The sequence below is a fragment of the Meridianimarinicoccus marinus genome (genome assembly GCF_040689105.1).
GTDB lineage: Bacteria > Pseudomonadota > Alphaproteobacteria > Rhodobacterales > Rhodobacteraceae > Meridianimarinicoccus > Meridianimarinicoccus marinus.
On the sequence record NZ_JBFBVU010000010.1, the window covers coordinates 110,550 to 128,491 of the forward strand.

Below are 17,942 nucleotides of genomic sequence, written 5' to 3' on the forward strand. Positions count from 1 at the left end.
ACAATCGGGAGGCGAATTTCCGCTCGAAATCAGATCAACCGCCCGATCGCTGGGCATCTGGACAACGCATGGACAGGCCAGTGCAGCGCACACAGAGTGAATATCGGACCGAAGCAGAACAGGAAACCGGCATGCAACACTTGGAATACTTGCGACTTTTTGAACGTCTTCCGCGATTCATCCTTCATACGGCTTGAGTTTGCGCATAAGACCCTGTGAGGTTAAGTGTGCTTGTGTGTGTGCCCGAAGGGCAGGAACTCAACGCCGGGTTGCTGGTGCTTCAGGTCGGGCTGCGGGATAATGAATACAACTGCTCCAGTAGATATTTACAATTCGTTCTTCGGGTTTCACGAGCGTCCATTCACGCTTGTCCCCGATCCTGACTTCCTGTTCTGGTCCAAGTCGCACCGACTGGCCTATACGATGCTGGAATACGGTATCCTCACGCGCTCGCCGATCACCGTGGTGACGGGAGAGATCGGCGCCGGCAAGACGACCTTGCTGCAGCATCTGCTGAAAACCCTGCCCGACGACGTGCTTATCGGCCTGATCTCGAATGCGCAGGGCGACCGGGGCGAATTGCTGCAATGGGTGCTGCACGCCGTCGGTCAGAAATTCGATCCGCACGCCTCCTATGTACAGCTGTTCCAGCAGTTGCAGGATTTCCTTCTGGAGTCCTATGCCAACGGGCACCGGGTGATCCTGATCATCGACGAAGCCCAGAACCTGAACGTGAACACGTTGGAAGAGCTTCGGATGCTCACCAACATCAACTCCAACAAGGATGAACTGGTGCAGCTTGTGCTGGTGGGGCAGCCGGAGCTGCGCAGCCTGATCATGCGTCCCGAGTTGAAGCAGTTCGTGCAACGGGTCGGGTCTAGCTTCCATCTGTCGGCCATGTCCGAGGAAAACGTCGGCGCCTACATCGCACACCGGCTGCGAGTGGCGGGCGGCAGCGGGCAGGAATTCAGCCCCAATGCGATCCATCGCATCTATGAACTTTCGCGGGGCATTCCCCGTCTCGTGAACCAGATCTGCGATCTGGGATTGGTCTATGCCTTCTCGGCAGAGGAACATGTGGTGACCGAAGAAACCATCGAATGCGTGCTGAACGACGGCGTCTTCTTTGGTGCTTCGAGCCTGGAAGGAGATCAGGCATGAAGCTTGACCTGAAATATTACCTGCGCGTCTTCATGCGCCGCAGCCCGTACTTCATTCTGATCACGGCGCTGTTTTCCTCGATCGGCTTCTCGGTGGCGATGCTGCTGCCCGCCGAATACGAGGCCCGCGCGACGCTGCTGGTGGAAGCCGAACAGATCCCGGCGGCCCTGGCAGCCTCGACGGTGCAGGTTCAGGCGGCCGAACAGCTTCAGATCATCGAACAGCGGCTGATGACCCGCGCCAACTTGCTCGACATGGCCAACCGGCTGGGTCTGTACCAGGACAGCGATCAGGGCAATGCGCCGACCGCGACCGCGATCGTGACGGATATGCGCAACCGCACCACGTTCCGGACCACCAACACGGTCAAGCCGGTCTCGCGCAGGAACGCCCCGGCCACGACACTTCTGACGATCACTTACCGTGGCGACTCTCCCGGCAAGGTGGCCGAGGTGACCAATGAATTTGTCACCCTGGTGCTTCAGGAAAACGTCGAGATCCGCACCGAACAGGCGGGTGACACGCTGGAATTCTTCGAACAGGAAGTGGATCGGCTCGGGACCGAGCTGGACACGCAAAGCGCGCGCCTTCTGGAATACGAAGCGCAGGCCGGTCTGGCCCTGCCCCAGCATCTGGAATATCTGCGCGGCCGCCTTGGCAGCCTGAACGCCGGGATCGATTCCCGCGCCCGCCAGATCACGGTTCTGGAAGATCAGATCAAGCGGCTGGAGGATCTGTTCCGCCTGACCGGCGGCGTTGCCGGCGCGAGCGGTGGCCAGCTCACGCCCCGTCAGCAACAGCTGGAAGCCGCGCGGCAGGCCCTGTCGGATGCCGAGCTGATCTATTCCCAGACCAACCCCAAGCGCGCCATGCTGGCAGCCAAGGTCAAGCAGCTTGAGGAACAGGTCGCCACCGAAGCCGTGACGGCCAGCGGTCTTGCCGAGGAAGTCGAGGACCAGAAGATTTCCCAGCAGGAGGCCCAGTTCCGCGCCCAGCTGTCGGACCTTGATTCGCAAATCGAGCTTCTGCAGACGGAAATCGAGGAAATGAACACTCAGATTGCCGCAACTGAGGTGTTGATCGCCGAAGCCCCCGCCAATGGCGTTGGCCTGTCCAAGCTGCAACGCGACTTCAACAACACGCAGGGTCAGTACAACACGGCTGTTGCGCGCCTGTCCAAGGCCGCGACCGGTGAGCGGATCGAATTGCTTGCCAAGGGCCAGCGGATCTCGGTGATCGAACAGGCGATCCGCCCTGACCGGCCGTCCAGCCCCAACCGTCCGCTGATCATGGCAGGAGGCGTGGGTGCCGGCATGGCCACGGGTCTGGCCATCATTCTGCTGATGGAATTGCTGAACAAGTCGATCCGGCGCCCGGTGGAACTGACCAACAAGCTGGGGATCACCCCGATCGCGGTGCTGCCCTACATCCGGACCGACCGCGAAATCTTCGTCAAACGTATGATGGTATTCGGCGCGATTGCCTTCTTTATCATCTTCATCCCCCTTGGCATGTACGCCATCCACACGCTGGTCGCCCCGCTGGAAACGATTCTGGAACCGTTTCTGAACAGGGTCGGCTACTCGATGATCTGATCGCGACGCATTCGTGCGCCCGCACGCGGGTGCAGGCGGGGCTCTGAACAAAGGCTTGGCAATGGAACGACTTCAAGACGCCCTCAACCGGGCACGCGAACGGCGCAACGAAACCATCGGCGCACAGCAAACGCCGCCGAAGGACAAGGCCGCACCCGTTCAGGAGACGCCCCCGGAGCAGGCGCAGGTGCCGCAATCGGCCCAGCCCGCCGCTGCCGATGATGCCGTCCTCTCGGCCTGGCGCGCCCTGCCGCAACTGGCCCCGAACGAGGAACTGTACCGCACCAACCGGCTGGTGTCCTTCTTCGGTGGCAAGCAGGCCGCCGAGATCGACATGATGCGGACCAAGATCCTGCAACAGGCCAAAGTCAACAATTGGCATCGCATCCTCGTGACCTCGCCGACGCCCCGCTGCGGCAAGACCACCGTCACCGCGAACCTGGCGTTTTCGCTGGCCCGGCAAACCGACCTGCGCATCCTTGTGATCGAGACCGACATGCGCCGCCCGGAAATGGCCCGCGTGCTGGGCATCAAGGAAAACATGGCTTTCGCCCGCGTGCTCAGCGGTCAGGAGCCAGCGGAATATCACATGGTGGCCTATGGCAGTAACCTCGCCTTTGCCACCAACCAGGTGCCAGCTGCGAATTCGTCGGAACTGCTGCAAAGCAGCAAGGCCCGGCAGGCGCTGAAGAAGGTCGAAGAGACCTATGCGCCCGACATCATCCTGTTCGACGCGCCGCCGGTTCTGGCCTCGGACGACACCGTCGGGTTCCTGGAATACGTGGATTGCAGCCTGCTTGTCGTCGCGGCCGAAGTGACCTCGATCGACGAGATCGACGTTGCCGAAACACAGATCGCCGCAGTCTCGAACGTGTTGGGCGTGGTGATGAACAAGGTCCGCTACACCAGCGGCGGCTACGGTTACGACAACGCCTATTACTGATCCGTGCCATCGGCGCGAACTGTCACCAGGACCAGCGGCCCCTTCCGCGATTTCTGGGCGATATGCGCGACCGGCCCGTCTGCGGTGCCATAGCCCAGCCCCGATTTGTTCAGGGTAAGAACGCCGCCGCCGCCATGGTCGCGGCGCAGGATCCAGCCCCCCGACTCTGCCGCCTCGAAGCTGTCGGTCCAGGCGGCGGTCGGCCAGATCAGCGGATCGGCATAGGGATCGCCCGGATCCGCGCGGTAGTTCATGGATTGCGGGACCGGATCTCCGGTCTGGGCATAGACGCGATTCTGGAACAGCGGCAGGCTGACCGAAAAGAACGACGGTGCCGAAAGATGCACGCCATTGTTGGCAATCACGGCCACCTCGATACGAGAGGGACGCGGCGTGGTGGGTGGCACCACCGTTACCGGGTCGTGCCAGTCCATTTCGATGGTCACACGGCCGCCGCGCGCATCTTCGGGCGTGATTCGCACCTTGGCGGGATCGCCCTTCACCACCACCCAGTGAAATGTCAGATCACGTCCTGACGGGTCTTCGGTGCCGGTCACGTCCAGCGTGATGCCACGCCGACTGGACAGGCCGCGCCACGCCCGCCCGATGGCCGTGGATGTCGTGAACAGAACCTCGCCCAGATTGCCGGCCAGGAAATCGCGGCCCGGCACCCCTGAAAAATCCCGCACCACGCTGAGCATCACCACCGGCGGAAGCGCGTCCGGCGCGATGGAATTGGCCAGCGCCACCATCACCGAGGGCCGCAGCAGATTGCCCGCAAACGCCGTGGGATGCGCGCGAGGGGTCAGATAGTCGGTGTCGGACTGCACGCCGGACAGGCTGCGCCGCAGGATCATCTGGGCGGTCGGTGCCAGCAAGCCCAGAGCCTCGGCCCGGGCGCGGGTTTCCGGTTGCAGGGCGGCCAAGGCCTCGGCCACCGCTTCCATGACCGGGCGGTCGGTGCGCGACGACCCTTGCGACAGCGCGAAATGCGGGGTCATGGCGAACAGCCGGTCGCCCTTGTCGACATCGTGGTCGCGATGCTCGGGGTACACGTAGAAATGGTTGGACAGGTACAGCGTGTTGGCGCGGCTGGCATCGGCCTGGCTGCCGGTGGCCATGCGCCCGATCGACCGCTCCAACGGCCCCTTGGTAAAAGCCGTCGAGGAATTGCCGATCACCGGAAGCGAGAATTTCATCCGCCCCGCCAGCCCGTGATCCAGCATCTGGGTCAGGAACGGCGGGTCGTAGACGACGCGCGCCATCTGCGGAAAGGCATCGGGCAACAGGGCGGAATGCCCCCGGTCGCGGTTGTCATACAGGACGCCGGCCAGACCCGCCGCCCTGCCCTGCGCATAAAGCCGCCGCAGCTGACCCGCCACCGGATCGCTGCGCGACGGATCGACGATGGGCAGGGCGGCCATTTCGGGATCGGGTAGCAACTCGACCAGCCACTGATCGCGCAGCGCCTGCCGCCGCGTGTTGGCCGAGGTCACGGGGGCAATGCGGTCAGCCACGGGGGCCGCGACCTGTGCCAGCCCGGCACCGGAGCCGCCCGCAAGCCAGACCAGGGCGACCGCGCAACGCACGGTGGCTTTACAGAAGGTTAAACCGAACTTCCGACAGTTGTTGCGCATACAGACGTCATCCGCTTGTGGCCTCATCCTTCTGGCACAGTCTGCGCCCGAAGCCACCTGCGGTTCAACAACTTGCACGCTGACCCCGGCCCAAGTGGCCTGAACGGAGAACCCTATGGCTGATCTTTTCGCTGACACCGCCCCAGGCCTGACCTCGCCCGCCATCGACGGCATCATGGTGGCCCCGCATGATTCCAACCCGCTGGGCCATGTCTCGCGCGCAGTCTACGTGGGCGTCGGCGGCGATATCCGGGCCGAACTGGTATCGGGCGCGCAGCTGACCTTTTCCGCCGTGCCCGCAGGCTCGATGCTGCCCATGCGCGCCACCAAGATCCTGTCGTCGGGCACCACCGCAAGCAGCATCGTCGCCTTGTGGTAAGGCAACCGGCCTACATGGTGCGCAGACTGTGCGCACAAGGACACGGGCCCCGGCAATCTGCCGGGGCCTTCGCGTATTGAGGGGGCCGACAACTTGTTGTTCGGTGGGGCGCACTCTATGTGCTGACCATGAAGAAATTTGTGCCCTTCCTGAACCGCCCCCCCCGCGTGGCCGTGGTCCGGCTGTCCGGCGTCATCAACGGCGCCGGGTCCGGCACCTCTGGTCTGAGCGACGAATCCCTCGCGCCGCTGCTGGAACGCGCCTTTGCCAAGCACAAGCCGGTGGCGGTGGCCCTGTCGATCAATTCGCCCGGCGGCAGCCCGGTCCAATCTTCGCTGATCGGCGCGCGCATCCGGCGGCTGGCCGAGGAAAAGGACATTCCCGTCTATGCCTTTGTCGAGGATGTCGCGGCGTCGGGCGGCTACTGGCTGGCCTCTGCAGCGGATGAGATCTGGGTCGATCCCAGTTCGGTGATCGGCTCCATCGGCGTGATCTCGTCGTCCTTCGGCGCGCATGAGTTCATCGCCCGCCACGGGGTCGAACGGCGGGTTCATACCGCGGGCACGTCGAAAAGCATGCTGGACCCCTTCCGCCCCGAGAAGGAAGAGGATGTGGCCCGTCTGAAGGTCATCCTTGAAGACATTCACACGGTCTTTATCGATCATGTGAAGGCGCGGCGCGGCGCGAAGCTGGATCTGTCGCAGGATCTGTTCAACGGCAACATCTGGCTGGGCCACCGTGCCGTCGAGGCCGGTCTGGCCGACGGCATCGGTCATCTGGTTCCGAAGATGAAGGAACGCTTCGGGCCCAAGGTGAAATTCCAGAAGTACGGACCGAAGAAGGGCCTGCTGCGCCGATTCGGGATGCAGGCCGCCGAAGGTGCCCTGCTCGGCATTGAGGAGCGCGCGCAGTTTGCCCGTTTCGGGCTCTGATGCTGGTCAAGATCGTCACATTCTTCCTGATCGGCATGGCGGTTCTGGCCATGTTCGGACGCCTGCGCCTGCCCGGCCAAGGCAAGCTTGAGGCGCGCAAGTGTCGCGACTGCGGCACCTACCGGATCGGCAAGGGACCGTGCCGCTGCAAGGACAAGAAATCTTCATGATGGATTGGGTATATGTCGCGCTTGGCCTGGTGATCCTGCTGCTGGCCGGCGACGCGTTGGTGAAGGGCGCGGTCAACCTGAGCCTGCGGCTGGGTGTTCCCGCTCTGATCGTCAGCCTCACCATCGTCGCCTTCGGCACCTCGGCGCCCGAGCTTCTGATCTCGATCAACGCGGTTCTGGATGACGCACCGGGAATCGCGCTTGGCAATGTGGTCGGCTCGAACACCGCCAACATCCTGCTGGTGCTGGGGATACCCGCGATGATGAAGGGACTGGCCACATCGGGCTGCGATACGCGGCACAGCTATCTGCTGATGATCCTGGCCTCGATCGCGTTCATTGGGCTGTGTTTCACCGGACCGCTGACATGGATGCACGGGCTGCTGCTGCTGGCCGGGCTGACCTTCATGCTGGTCGATCAGGGACGCCGCGCCCACAATCACCGCAATGCCGCAGCCCTTGTCACCGAGGATCCCGAGGAACTGGAAGGCGCCGATCCCAGCCTGCCGGGCTGGCGCATCGCGCTGCTGCTGGTGCTGGGCCTGATCGGCCTGCCCCTGGGCGCCGATCTGCTGGTGGACGGCGGCATCAACATCGCCCGCCGGTTCGGCATCAGTGAAACCGTGATCGGCCTGACCCTGATCGCCATCGGTACCTCGCTGCCGGAACTGGCCACCACCGTCATGGCCGCGATGCGCAACAAGGCGGAAGTGGCGCTTGGCAATGTCATCGGGTCGAACATCTTCAACCTGCTGGGCATCATCGGCGTGGCCAGCCTGTTCGGCACCATCCCGGTGGATCCCGAGTTCCTGCACCTGGACCTGTGGGTGATGCTGGCCGCCTCTGTCCTGATCGCCCCGTTCGTGTTTCTGAAGTGGAACCTGACACGTGGGTGGGGTGTGCTCTTGACCTTGATATATCTGGTCTACCTGAGCATTCTGCTCGCCTGACACCAAGGAGATCGCCATGGCCGAAGCTGCACTTGTCACCGGAGCGGGCAAGCGCCTTGGCCGCGCCATGGCCCTGGCGCTTGCCGACGCCGGACACGACGTGGCCGTCCACTATGGCACCTCGCGCGGACCGGCCGAAGACGTGGTGGCCGAGATCGAGGCCAAGGGCCGCAAGGCCGTCGCCCTTGGCGCGGACCTGCTGGACGAGGCCCAGACCGTGCCACTGGTCGGGCGCGCCTCTGCGGCCCTTGGCACGCCGCTGACGGTGCTTGTGAACAACGCCTCGATCTTCGAACACGACGATCTGGACACCGCGACCCGCGACAGTTGGGACCGGCATCTGGAAAGCAACCTGCGCGCGCCTTATGTCCTGACCCAGGCCTTCGCCCGCCAGGTGCCGCCGCCCGATCCCGATGCGCAGGGCGAACCGGTCGCGCGCGGGCTTGTGGTCAACATGCTGGATCAGCGGGTGCACAAGCTGACGCCCGAATTCAGCACCTATACCATCGCCAAGATGGGCCTGTGGGCCTTCACGCGCACCGCCGCCATGGGGTTGGCGCCGAAGGTGCGGGTGAACGGCATCGGTCCCGGCCCGACCCTGCGCGGCGGCCGCCAATCTGCAGAGGATTTCGCCCAGCAACGCGCCGTGACTCTGCTGCAACGCGGGGCCAATTCCGAAGATATCACCGGTGCGTTGATGTATTTCCTGACCGCCAGGGCGGTGACGGGACAGATCCTTTGTGTCGACGGAGGTCAGCATCTGGCATGGAGAACGCCGGACGTCGACGGGGTTGAATGACCATTCTCAAATGCAAGTTTTGCACTGCGCACAGGCCGTCACATTCCTGTCACGAAAACGTTAGGCTTCTCATGCACTTATCCTGCGCGGAAAAAACTATGCAGCAAAATCAGTGCCTTGAAAAACAGCACATTTTTTAGGCAAACCAAGGAAGTCCTATCCTGACAAGGGAAAAACCGGATACCCCAAAACTTGCCAACAGAGTTATCCACAGAAACCGTGGACATGTTCGCCCTTGTGATCAACCGCAAATGGTTGCAGCGACACAAGGGAATCGCGTTGATGGACCCATGCCCGACACACTGCCCCCTACCCCCGCGAAGACCGGCCATGATTGCATTCAGGGATACCTGAAATCGCTGGACAGTTCGCCCGGCGTCTACCGAATGCTGGATGCGGAAAGCCGGGTGCTTTACGTCGGCAAGGCTCACAACCTGAAGGCGAGGGTGTCGAATTATGCGCGCCCGTCCGGCCACAGCCGCCGGATCGCGCGGATGATCTCGGAAACCGCGTCGATGATGTTCCTGACCACGCGCACCGAGACCGAGGCGCTGTTGCTGGAACAGAACCTGATCAAGCAGCTCAAGCCGCGCTACAACGTCCTGCTGCGCGACGACAAGAGCTTTCCGAACATCCTTGTGACCAAGGACCACCGCTTCCCGCAGATCCGCAAGCATCGCGGCCGCAAGTCGGTCAAGGGCAGCTACTATGGCCCCTTCGCCAGCGCCGGGGCGGTGAACCGGACGCTGAACCAGTTGCAGAAGGTGTTCCTGCTGCGCAACTGCTCGGACGCGATGTATTCCAGCCGGACCCGGCCCTGCCTGTTGTACCAGATCAAGCGCTGTGCGGCGCCCTGCACCGGCGAGATCAGCGAACAGGACTATGCCGGGCTGGTGGCGGATGCCGAACGCTTCCTGTCGGGACGCTCGACCAAGGTGCAGGAAACGCTGGCCGCTCAGATGGCCGAGGCCGCCGAGGCAATGGAATTCGAACGCGCCGCCATCCTGCGCGACCGCATCAAGGCGCTGACACAGGTGCAGACCGCGCAAGGCATCAACCCGCGCGGCGTGCCCGAGGCCGATGTGGTCGCCCTGCATATGGAGGGCGGGCAGGCCTGCGTGCAGGTGTTCTTCATCCGCGCCAACCAGAACTGGGGCAACAAGGATTTCTATCCGCGCGTGGCCGAGGCCGAGGCGTCCGAGGTGCTGCAGGCGTTTCTGGGCCAGTTCTATGATGGCAAGCAGCCGCCCCGCCGCCTGATCCTGTCCCACCCCATCGACGATCCCGACCTGATGGCCGAGGCGCTGAGCCAGAAGGCCGGGCGAAAGGTGGCCATCGACGTGCCCAAACGTGGCGAGAAGGCCGAACTGGTGGCCGGGGCCGCCCGCAACGCCCGCGAGAGCCTGGCCCGCAAGATGGCTGAGACCGCGACGCAGGGCAGACTGCTGCGCGGTCTGGCCGAGGCGTTCGGCCTCGACAGCCCGCCGCAGCGGGTCGAGGTCTATGACAACTCGCACATCCAGGGCACCAATGCGGTCGGCGGCATGATTGTCGCCGGTCCCGACGGGTTTGAGAAAAGCGCCTATCGCAAGTTCAACATCAAGGGCGAGGATCTGACGCCGGGCGACGATTTTGGGATGATGACCGAGGTTCTGACCCGGCGGCTGTCGCGGCTCATCAAGGAAGATCCCGACCGGCAAAGCGGCAGCTGGCCCGACCTGCTGCTGATCGACGGCGGACCGGGACAGGTCAGCGCCGTGCAGAAGGTGCTCGAGGAACTGGGTGTGCCCGACATCGCCATGGTCGGCGTGGCCAAGGGCATCGACCGCGACGCCGGCAAGGAAGAGTTCCACCGCCCCGGCCAGCGCCCCTTCGCGCTGCGCCACAATGATCCGGTGCTGTATTTCATCCAGCGCCTGCGCGACGAGGCGCACCGCTTCGCCATCGGCACGCATCGCGCCAAGCGCGCCAAGTCGATGAGCGCAAATCCGCTGGACGATGTGCCCGGTGTCGGCGGTGCCCGCAAGCGCGCGCTACTGGCGCACTTCGGGTCGGCAAAAGCGGTGACACGCGCAAATCTTTCCGATCTGAAGGCCGTTGACGGGATTTCCGACGCATTGGCGGAAACCATCTATGATTTCTTCCACGCCGGATAGGTGCCGGAGTCGCGCGAAGGACGTCTCTCAACCTGTTGCACGCAAATAACGATTGCCACGCGAATTGATCCTGCGGCAACAAAAGCCTTTCGCGCGTGCCGCCCCTGTGGCTTGCTGCACCCAAACGGCCCCCAAGGCACAACTTTCTGAGAGGCAGCGAGCCATGAGATTTCTGATCGGGATCATTGCATTCGTGATGATGGCGACCGCAAGCGCGGCGCAGAACTACACATTGCAGGTGGGGGACCGGGTGAACGTCGAGGTTCTGGAGGATGCCAGCCTGAACCGCACCGCGATGGTTCTTCCTGACGGCAACATCACCTTTCCCTTCGCCGGCACCATCAAGGCCTCGGGCCGCACGGTGACCCAGGTTCAAAGCAGCCTCGCCACCGCCCTGGCCCCCAATTTCGCCACCAAGCCGACCGTTTTCGTCTCGATTGCCCAGTTGAATTCGCCGCCTGTGGCCGGGTCGTCGGGGTCGTCCATCAAGATCTACGTTCTGGGCGAGGTGAACCAGCCCGGCGAGAAGATCATCGACAGCGACCTGAATTTCCTGCAGGCGCTGGCCGTGACCGGCGGTTTCACCAACTTCGCCGCGACCAAACGGGTGCAGCTGCGCCGCACCGATCCGAAAACCGGTCAGGAACTGGTCTATACCTTCAACCTGAAGGCAGCGGGCAAGGGCGCCGCGATCTCCGGCAACGCCCGCCTGCGCGACGGCGACGTCATTCTGGTGCCCGAACGCCGCCTGTTCGAGTGAGAGGAAGACCGTCCGTGAAACGCATGCGCCCAGCCATCGCTCTGGGTCTGGCAACGGGACTGGGCGTGGCGGCGGTAACCGCCGCAGCCCAGTCCACGACTCCTGCCCAGTCCGCGAACCCGCCCCTCTTGACGGGCACCAACCCGATCAACAATTCGGCGGTTCGCAACGTGAACCGGAACCAGCCGTTCCGCCAGTTCTTCCTGACCGGCGCCCGGCCAGCATTCAGCCGCCTGTCGCTGGGCGCGCCGGGACGGCGCCAGACGGCCAGCTACAACACCAACATTGAATTCAACGACAACTACGACCTGCGCGAGGATTCCCTCGGCAATGCGCTGATCTGGAACAACATCCTGGGCTACGGGATCGAACGCCGGTCCCTGACCGACGAATTCACCTTCGACGGTCTGGTCAATGTCCGCGCCACCGATCTGCCGACCTTCGGCAATGACGTCGAGGCCGACGACTGGCGGTTCAACCTGGGCTATCTGCGCGTCGTCGGTGACAATTCCCTCGATTTCGACGTGCGTTACCAGAACGTGGATGTGGCTTTCTTCAACCCGTTGAGTGACCTGGATATCAACGGCGACTTTGACGACACCTTTGGCCAGGGCCGCCGCGAATCCATGCGCGGCAACTTCGGGGCCTCGCTGAACCAGAATGGACCGGTCAGCTTCGATCTGGTGGGCTACCTGTCCCGTGTCAACTTTTACGACACCACCGATCCGAGCCTGAACGACCGCGATCGCGCCGACATTGCCGCCGATTTCGGCTTTGCGCTGTCGCCGATCCTGAAGCTGACCGCCGGCGGTTTCTACGGACGCCGGACGGAAGACGACGCTGACGATCTGGACTCGACCCACCGCCGGCTGAACTTCGGCATGGATGGCCTGGTCAATCAGCGCATGCGCCTGCGCGCCTGGGTCGGCTATTCGGAAGTCGATACGAAACGCAACTCGGGCGACAAGTTCCAGTCGGGATATGTCGGCGGCTTCAACGTCACCGTTGCGCAGAAGAATGGAGATTTCCGCTTCGGTGCCTCGTCCCGCTATGACGAGAACGGCCTGCGTCTGGACACCACCGTCGGCAAGTCGCTGAACTGGGATTCCGGCAGCCTGGATGGCAATATCGGCGTTTCGGGCACCGACACCACCGACCTGAGGCTGATCGGCGATCTGGCCTATACCTACAACCTGAAGAACGGGCAGTTCTGGGCCGATTTCGCCCAGATCACCGGCGTCGACCAGAACGGCGACAACGTGATCAACACGGCGCTGGACCTGGGCTATCGGCAGGCGGTGAACAGCGTGTCCTCGTTCAACATCGGTGTCGGCGGTGCGCTTCAGCGCTATGACAGTTCCGGCAAGACCGAGAAGGATCGTTTCAACCTCACCGCCGCCTACAACCACGCCCTTACCCGCGACTGGAGCCTGAACACCGGCTACCGCTATCGCCTGCGCGATACCGAAGCGCAGGACCGGGCGCAGTCCAACGCCGTTTTCCTGGGGCTGGGACGCAATTGGCAGTCGGATCTCTGAACGGAACCGTAACCGACCAACAATCATGTTACCTTAGGGGGTAATGCTTTTGACCCGTCGTTATTATATGACGGGACAACGTGTGGTGATGTTTGTACGGGAATCTGTTGGATGAGTGTGATTGGAGATCCGAAGTCGCCGACCGTGTCGATTGCCGGCCTGCCGCTGAACCCCGTGGGCTTCGGCGCCTTCGTCCTGCTGATCCTTGTGTCGATCCCGTTCTTCCTGGCCGGGTTCATCGAATTGGCGGTCAACTGGGCAACGCCGGAATACAGCCACGGGCCGCTGATCCCGGTCATCTCGCTGTATCTGTTCCTGCGCGAGATGCGCCGCGTGCCCCAGGTCGGGTACGAACCCGACGCCAAGCGCTGGCAGGGCCTGCTGGTGCTGCTTCTGGGGCTGGTGATCGCCGGCTTCGGCAACCTGGTGCTGATCCCCGACATCGTCGCCTATGCCTTCATCATCTGGGTGATGGGCGTCGTTCTGGTCATCTTCGGGTGGGAACGCGGCAAGACCCACTGGGCGCCGGTGCTGCATCTGATCTTCATGCTGCCCCTGCCCCAGTTCATGTATTGGCAGCTGTCGATCTTCCTGCAGGGCATTTCCTCGCAGATCGGGGTCTGGTTCGTGGAACTGGCGCAGATCCCGGTGTTCCTGGACGGCAACATCATCGATCTGGGCATCTACAAGCTGCAGGTCGCCGAGGCGTGTTCGGGCCTGCGCTACCTCTTCCCGATCCTGTCGTTCTCCTACCTGTTCTCGATCCTGTATCGCGGGCCGATGTGGCACAAGGCGGTGCTGCTGTTGTCGGCCGCGCCGATCACCGTGCTGATGAACTCGTTCCGGATCGGCATGATCGGCATCCTGGTGAACTACTATGGCATCGAACAGGCCGAGGGTTTCCTGCATTTCTTCGAAGGCTGGGTCATCTTCCTGTCCTGCGTCGGCATCCTGTTCCTGATGGCGATCTGCCTGCAGCGGCTGACGCCCAACCCGCTGCCGCTGGGCGACGCCATCGATCTGGACACATCCGGGTTTGGCCCGATCCTGGCGCGGGCGCTGGCCATGGTGCCCAGCGTGGCGCTGATCCTGGCCATCGGCATGTCCGGGACAATGTCGCTGCTGTGGCTGAACGCCCCCAGCCCACAACACATCGTGCCGGACCGCACGCCCTTCATGCTGTTCCCGCGCGAGATCGACGGCCGCTATGCCTCGTTCGAATCGCTGTCGCCCAGCGTCGCGGCAGTGCTGGATGCCGATGACTACGTCTCTGCCAACTACTCCCGTGAAAGAGAGATGCCGATCAACTTCTTTATCGCTTACTACGAGAATCAGACCGAAGGCGGCGGCATCCATTCGCCCGAGGTCTGCCTGCCCGTCGGCGGCTGGGAGATGTTCAGCCTCGCCCCCTATGAGATGAGCTTCCCCGACACCGTCTATGGCACCTTCGAAGTCAACCGCGCGGTGATCCAGAAGGGGCTGAGCAAACAGCTGGTCTATTACTGGTTCGAACAGCGCGGCCGCCGCATGACCAATGATTTCGCGGCCAAGTTCACCGTGGTCTACGACAGCTGGACCCGGGGCCGCCTGGATGGCGCATTGGTGCGCTTCGTGACCCCCATCGCGGATGAGGACGGCGGCGAGGCTGCGGCGGAGGCTCGGTTGCAGGTCTTCATGGCGGAGGCGCTCAAGAAATTGCCGCGCTATGTGCCCGAGTGAGTGACAGCGCCCGAAATTCCGCCTCGGGGAGCGGGCTGGCCGCGCTGATCCAGCGCCGGTATCGCGGCGGGCAGCACTGGGGCCCCAAGGGTGCCGCCAGGGGGCCGCGCTTCCTGCTGTGGGGGGTGCCGATCTCGCTTCTGGCGATCATGGTCCTGACCGTCGCGATCGAAGCTGTGTTGACCGCCGGCGACCACTCCGTGTTTTTTAGCAGCGCGACCCGTGGCTTCGCCTATCTGCTGGGCGCCTTCCACAACTCTTTGCTGCACGGCGCGCGCGAGGTGTTCCCCGGCCAGAGCGTCAGCATGTTCGTCACCTATGCCTTCATCCACGGCGGGCCGGTGCATCTGATCGTCAACATGGTTGCGCTGGCCAGCTTCGGCATGGTGATCGTCCAGCGCATCGGACAGAAGCGCTTTCTGGTGGCCTATTTGCTGTGCGCCATCGGCGGCGCCGCGGGGTTTGGCCTGCTCAGCAACAGCCCCGCCCCCATGGTCGGCGCCTCGGGGGCGCTGTTCGGTCTGGTCGGCATCTGGGTCTGCTGGGACTACCTGGATCGCCGCCACTATGGCGACCCGCTCTGGGTCACGCTGCGGGCGCTGGCGTTCCTGGTTCTTTACAACCTCGTGTTCTTCCTGCTGCTGCATGGCAGCCTGGCCTGGGAAACCCATCTGGGCGGCTTTGTCACCGGCTGGCTGCTGGCGATCTACTGGGGCCGCCGGGTGCTGCCGGAAAGCCGCCGCCGGCGCTTCGGCTCGGAAGATCGTCCCGACACCTGAATGGCCGCACCGATCGACAGATTGCGGCGCGGTCTGGCCGCCCTGCGCCCCGGCGCCGAGCGGCAATTCACCGGCGCCTCTGCCCCCACCCCGGCCCGACCCGCCTATGTGGTCGGGGATGTGCACGGCTGCGCCAACCTGCTGGCCACCCTTCTGACCGCCATCGAGGACGACAGAACGGCGCGCGGCTGGTCCGATACGGATCTGGTCCTTGTGGGTGACTACGTGGACCGAGGCCCGGACAGCCGGGACGTGCTCGCCGATCTCAGGGCGCGCCAATCCCAAGCGCCGGACCGGGTGCATTGCCTTTGCGGCAACCACGAGGCGATGATGCTGGATTTTCTCACCGATCCAGTCAGTGCGGGGCCGACCTGGCTGAACAACGGCGGCCGCGAGACCCTGCTCAGCTTCGGCGTGACTGTCGCCCGCCGCCTGCCCGATCTCGAGGCTTTGGTGGAGCTGGCGGTCGCCGCTCGCGCGGCGATCCCCGCAACGGTCACGGACTGGGTGCGCGGCCTGCCGTTGCTGTGGCGCAGTGGTGATCTGGTGGCGGTTCATGCCGGGCTGCACCCCGACCGCACGCCCGAGGATCAGGCCGAGGTGGATATGCTGTGGGAACCGCCGCTGTTTCGCCAGGCCGCGCGGCAGGACGGGCTTTGGGTTGTCCACGGCCACCGCATCACTGTGCCGCCGGTGGCCGAGGCCGGGCGGATCAGCGTCGATACCGGCGCTTTCGCCTATGGCGTGCTGAGCTGCGCGGTTCTGGCACCCGGCGAAGCGCCCCGGTTTCTGCAGGCCAAAGCCTAGCCCCGGCGCGCCCGCACCCCGGCGGTTACCGCGAAAAGCCCGGTGGCCACCGCCACGATCGACGGCCCGGTCGGCGTGTCCGCCACCATCGACAGCCACAGCCCCAGTAGCGCCGACAACGCCCCTGCCGCCACGGCCAGCGCCGCCATCCACTCCGGCGTGCGCGCCAGCGGCCGCACCGTGGCGGCCGGGATGATCAGCATGGCCGAGATCAGCAGTGCCCCCACCACCTTCAGCGAGACCGCCACCACCACCGCCAGCGCGACGGTCAGGATCAACTGTTCCCGGCGCGGGTCGATGCCGCTGGCATGGGCCAGATCGGCGTTCAGCGTCGCCGTCAGCAGCGGCGCCCACCGCCAGGCCAGCAACCCCAGCACCAGTGCCGCGCCGGTCCAGATTACCGCCAGATCCGCCTTGCCCACCGCCAGGATATCGCCCAGCAGCACCCCCATCAGATCGACCCGCAAGCCGGGGATCAGGGCCATCACCACCAGCCCCACCGCCAGCCCGCCATGGGCAAAGACCCCCAGCAGCGTGTCCACCGGATAGCCGCGCGCCGACAGGCCCGACACCGCCAGCGACAGCACCAGCGCCACCGCCAGCACCCCGACAAACAGCGAAAAGGAAAAGGCAAAGGACAGCGCCACCCCCAGAAGGGCGGCATGCGCCGTGGCATCGCCGAAATAGGCCATCCGCCGCCAGACGATGAAGCAGCCCAACGGACCGGCAGCCACCGCCACGCCAACCCCGGCGATGGCGGCGCGGATCAGGAAGTCATCCAGCATGATGGCCCCCGTCACCTTGGGAATGGTCGTGGTCGCAGTCGTGGTCGGCGTCATGGGCGTGGTCATGGGTGTGGCGATACAGGGCCAGCGTCCCGCGCGTGCCCATGCCAAACAGCGCCCGGTATTCCGGCGCCGAGGCCACGATCTCGGGCGTGCCATGACAGCAGATGTGACCATTCAGGCAGATCACCCGGTCGCTCGCGCTCATCACCACATGCAGATCGTGGCTGACCATCAGCACGCCGCAGTTCAACACCTGCCGCAGATCCTCGACGATTTCATAGAAGGCAGCGGTTCCGGGCTGGTCCAGCCCGCGGGTGGCCTCGTCCAGCACCAGAAGGTCGGGCTCCATCAGGATGGCGCGGGCCAGCAGCACGCGCTGGAACTGACCGCCCGACAGGCCGGTCATCGGCTGGTCCTCGACCGCCTCGCTCAGCCCGACCTGGGCCAGCGCGCGGGCGCGCGACAGCCGGTCATGGGGATGCGGCAGCGCCAGAAAGCGGCGCACCGGCATCGGCATCGACGGATCGATGTGCAGCGATTGCGGAACATAGCCGATGCGCAGCCTTGGCGCCCTGCGGATCTTGCCCCGGTCAGGGCGGATGGCGCCGATCAGGGTTTCCAGCAGGGTCGATTTGCCCGAGCCGTTCGGCCCGACGATGGTCACGATCTCGCCGCGATCGACGCTCATGTCCACGCCGTCCAGAACCAGACGGCCGTCCCGGAACACCGAAACCGAGTTTGCAGATAACAGGGCCACGTGCACCTCCGCCGGGTTCCCAAGGCGCATCTACATGCCGGGACGCGGCGCAAATGTCCATTCCGTTTCGCA

At 64.1% G+C, this 17,942-nt stretch carries 17 protein-coding genes; 14 read left to right on the forward strand and 3 right to left on the reverse strand.

Annotation, left to right across the window (positions count from 1 at the left end; translation table 11 throughout):
- Positions 1 to 300 precede the first annotated feature (300 nt).
- The 3 genes from AB0T83_RS10115 to AB0T83_RS10125 all read left to right on the forward strand — a co-directional run bounded on the left by AB0T83_RS10115 (position 301) and on the right by AB0T83_RS10125 (position 3,699).
- Positions 301 to 1,161, forward strand: a complete 861-nt coding sequence (locus tag AB0T83_RS10115) for an ExeA family protein (RefSeq protein WP_366192906.1) — start codon at positions 301 to 303, stop codon at positions 1,159 to 1,161.
- Positions 1,158 to 2,756, forward strand: a complete 1,599-nt coding sequence (locus AB0T83_RS10120) for a GumC family protein (RefSeq protein ID WP_366192907.1) — start codon at positions 1,158 to 1,160, stop codon at positions 2,754 to 2,756. Before AB0T83_RS10115 ends, AB0T83_RS10120 begins: the two co-directional genes overlap by 4 nt.
- A gap of 61 nt (positions 2,757 to 2,817) precedes the next feature.
- Positions 2,818 to 3,699, forward strand: coding sequence for a CpsD/CapB family tyrosine-protein kinase (locus tag AB0T83_RS10125; protein WP_366192908.1), 882 nt, complete (start codon positions 2,818 to 2,820; stop codon positions 3,697 to 3,699).
- Here the strand turns inward: AB0T83_RS10125 and AB0T83_RS10130 are convergent.
- Positions 3,693 to 5,288, reverse strand: a complete 1,596-nt coding sequence (locus tag AB0T83_RS10130) for a hypothetical protein (protein ID WP_366192909.1) — start codon at positions 5,286 to 5,288, stop codon at positions 3,693 to 3,695. The two genes, AB0T83_RS10125 and AB0T83_RS10130, sit on opposite strands and share 7 nt — an antisense overlap.
- Before the next feature lie 163 nt (positions 5,289 to 5,451).
- Between AB0T83_RS10130 and AB0T83_RS10135 the strand changes: the two genes are divergently transcribed.
- From AB0T83_RS10135 to AB0T83_RS10185, 11 genes are all read left to right on the forward strand, one after another.
- Entirely contained in the window at positions 5,452 to 5,715 is a 264-nt protein-coding gene (locus AB0T83_RS10135; RefSeq protein WP_366192910.1) for a spike base protein, RCAP_Rcc01079 family, read from the forward strand.
- Positions 5,716 to 5,843: 128 nt separating this feature from the next.
- Entirely contained in the window at positions 5,844 to 6,647 is an 804-nt protein-coding gene (locus AB0T83_RS10140; protein ID WP_366192911.1) for a S49 family peptidase, read from the forward strand.
- Positions 6,647 to 6,817: a hypothetical protein gene (locus AB0T83_RS10145; RefSeq protein WP_366192912.1), complete on the forward strand. Its 171-nt coding sequence runs from the start codon at positions 6,647 to 6,649 to the stop codon at positions 6,815 to 6,817. The genes AB0T83_RS10140 and AB0T83_RS10145 overlap by 1 nt, the downstream gene beginning before the upstream one ends.
- The gene (locus AB0T83_RS10150; RefSeq protein WP_366192913.1) at positions 6,814 to 7,767 is read left to right on the forward strand and encodes a calcium/sodium antiporter; all 954 of its coding nucleotides are present in this window, start codon (positions 6,814 to 6,816) and stop codon (positions 7,765 to 7,767) included. Before AB0T83_RS10145 ends, AB0T83_RS10150 begins: the two co-directional genes overlap by 4 nt.
- Positions 7,768 to 7,783: 16 nt before the next feature.
- On the forward strand, positions 7,784 to 8,566 hold the full coding sequence (locus AB0T83_RS10155; RefSeq protein WP_366192914.1) for an SDR family oxidoreductase: 783 nt from the start codon (positions 7,784 to 7,786) through the stop codon (positions 8,564 to 8,566).
- A gap of 290 nt (positions 8,567 to 8,856) precedes the next feature.
- Entirely contained in the window at positions 8,857 to 10,722 is a 1,866-nt protein-coding gene (gene uvrC / locus AB0T83_RS10160; protein ID WP_366192915.1) for an excinuclease ABC subunit UvrC, read from the forward strand.
- Positions 10,723 to 10,885: 163 nt separating this feature from the next.
- Positions 10,886 to 11,482 carry a polysaccharide biosynthesis/export family protein gene (locus AB0T83_RS10165; protein ID WP_366192916.1) on the forward strand — a complete coding sequence of 199 codons (597 nt, stop codon included), beginning with the start codon at positions 10,886 to 10,888 and terminating at the stop codon, positions 11,480 to 11,482.
- A gap of 14 nt (positions 11,483 to 11,496) precedes the next feature.
- A complete protein-coding gene (locus tag AB0T83_RS10170) occupies positions 11,497 to 13,020 on the forward strand; it encodes a hypothetical protein (RefSeq protein WP_366192917.1) in 1,524 nt (507 codons plus the stop codon).
- Between the two features lie 111 nt (positions 13,021 to 13,131).
- Complete coding sequence (gene xrtD / locus AB0T83_RS10175; protein ID WP_366192918.1) at positions 13,132 to 14,739, forward strand: VPLPA-CTERM-specific exosortase XrtD; 1,608 nt, start codon at positions 13,132 to 13,134, stop codon at positions 14,737 to 14,739.
- Positions 14,736 to 15,518, forward strand: a complete 783-nt coding sequence (locus AB0T83_RS10180; RefSeq protein ID WP_366192919.1) for a rhomboid family intramembrane serine protease — start codon at positions 14,736 to 14,738, stop codon at positions 15,516 to 15,518. The genes xrtD and AB0T83_RS10180 overlap by 4 nt, the downstream gene beginning before the upstream one ends.
- The gene (locus AB0T83_RS10185) at positions 15,519 to 16,325 is read left to right on the forward strand and encodes a metallophosphoesterase family protein (protein WP_366192920.1); all 807 of its coding nucleotides are present in this window, start codon (positions 15,519 to 15,521) and stop codon (positions 16,323 to 16,325) included. It begins immediately after the preceding gene.
- Here the strand turns inward: AB0T83_RS10185 and AB0T83_RS10190 are convergent.
- A complete protein-coding gene (locus AB0T83_RS10190) occupies positions 16,322 to 17,110 on the reverse strand; it encodes a metal ABC transporter permease (RefSeq protein ID WP_366192944.1) in 789 nt (262 codons plus the stop codon). The two genes, AB0T83_RS10185 and AB0T83_RS10190, sit on opposite strands and share 4 nt — an antisense overlap.
- Positions 17,100 to 17,870, reverse strand: coding sequence for a metal ABC transporter ATP-binding protein (locus AB0T83_RS10195; RefSeq protein ID WP_366192921.1), 771 nt, complete (start codon positions 17,868 to 17,870; stop codon positions 17,100 to 17,102). Before AB0T83_RS10195 ends, AB0T83_RS10190 begins: the two co-directional genes overlap by 11 nt.
- Positions 17,871 to 17,942: the final 72 nt, after the last annotated feature.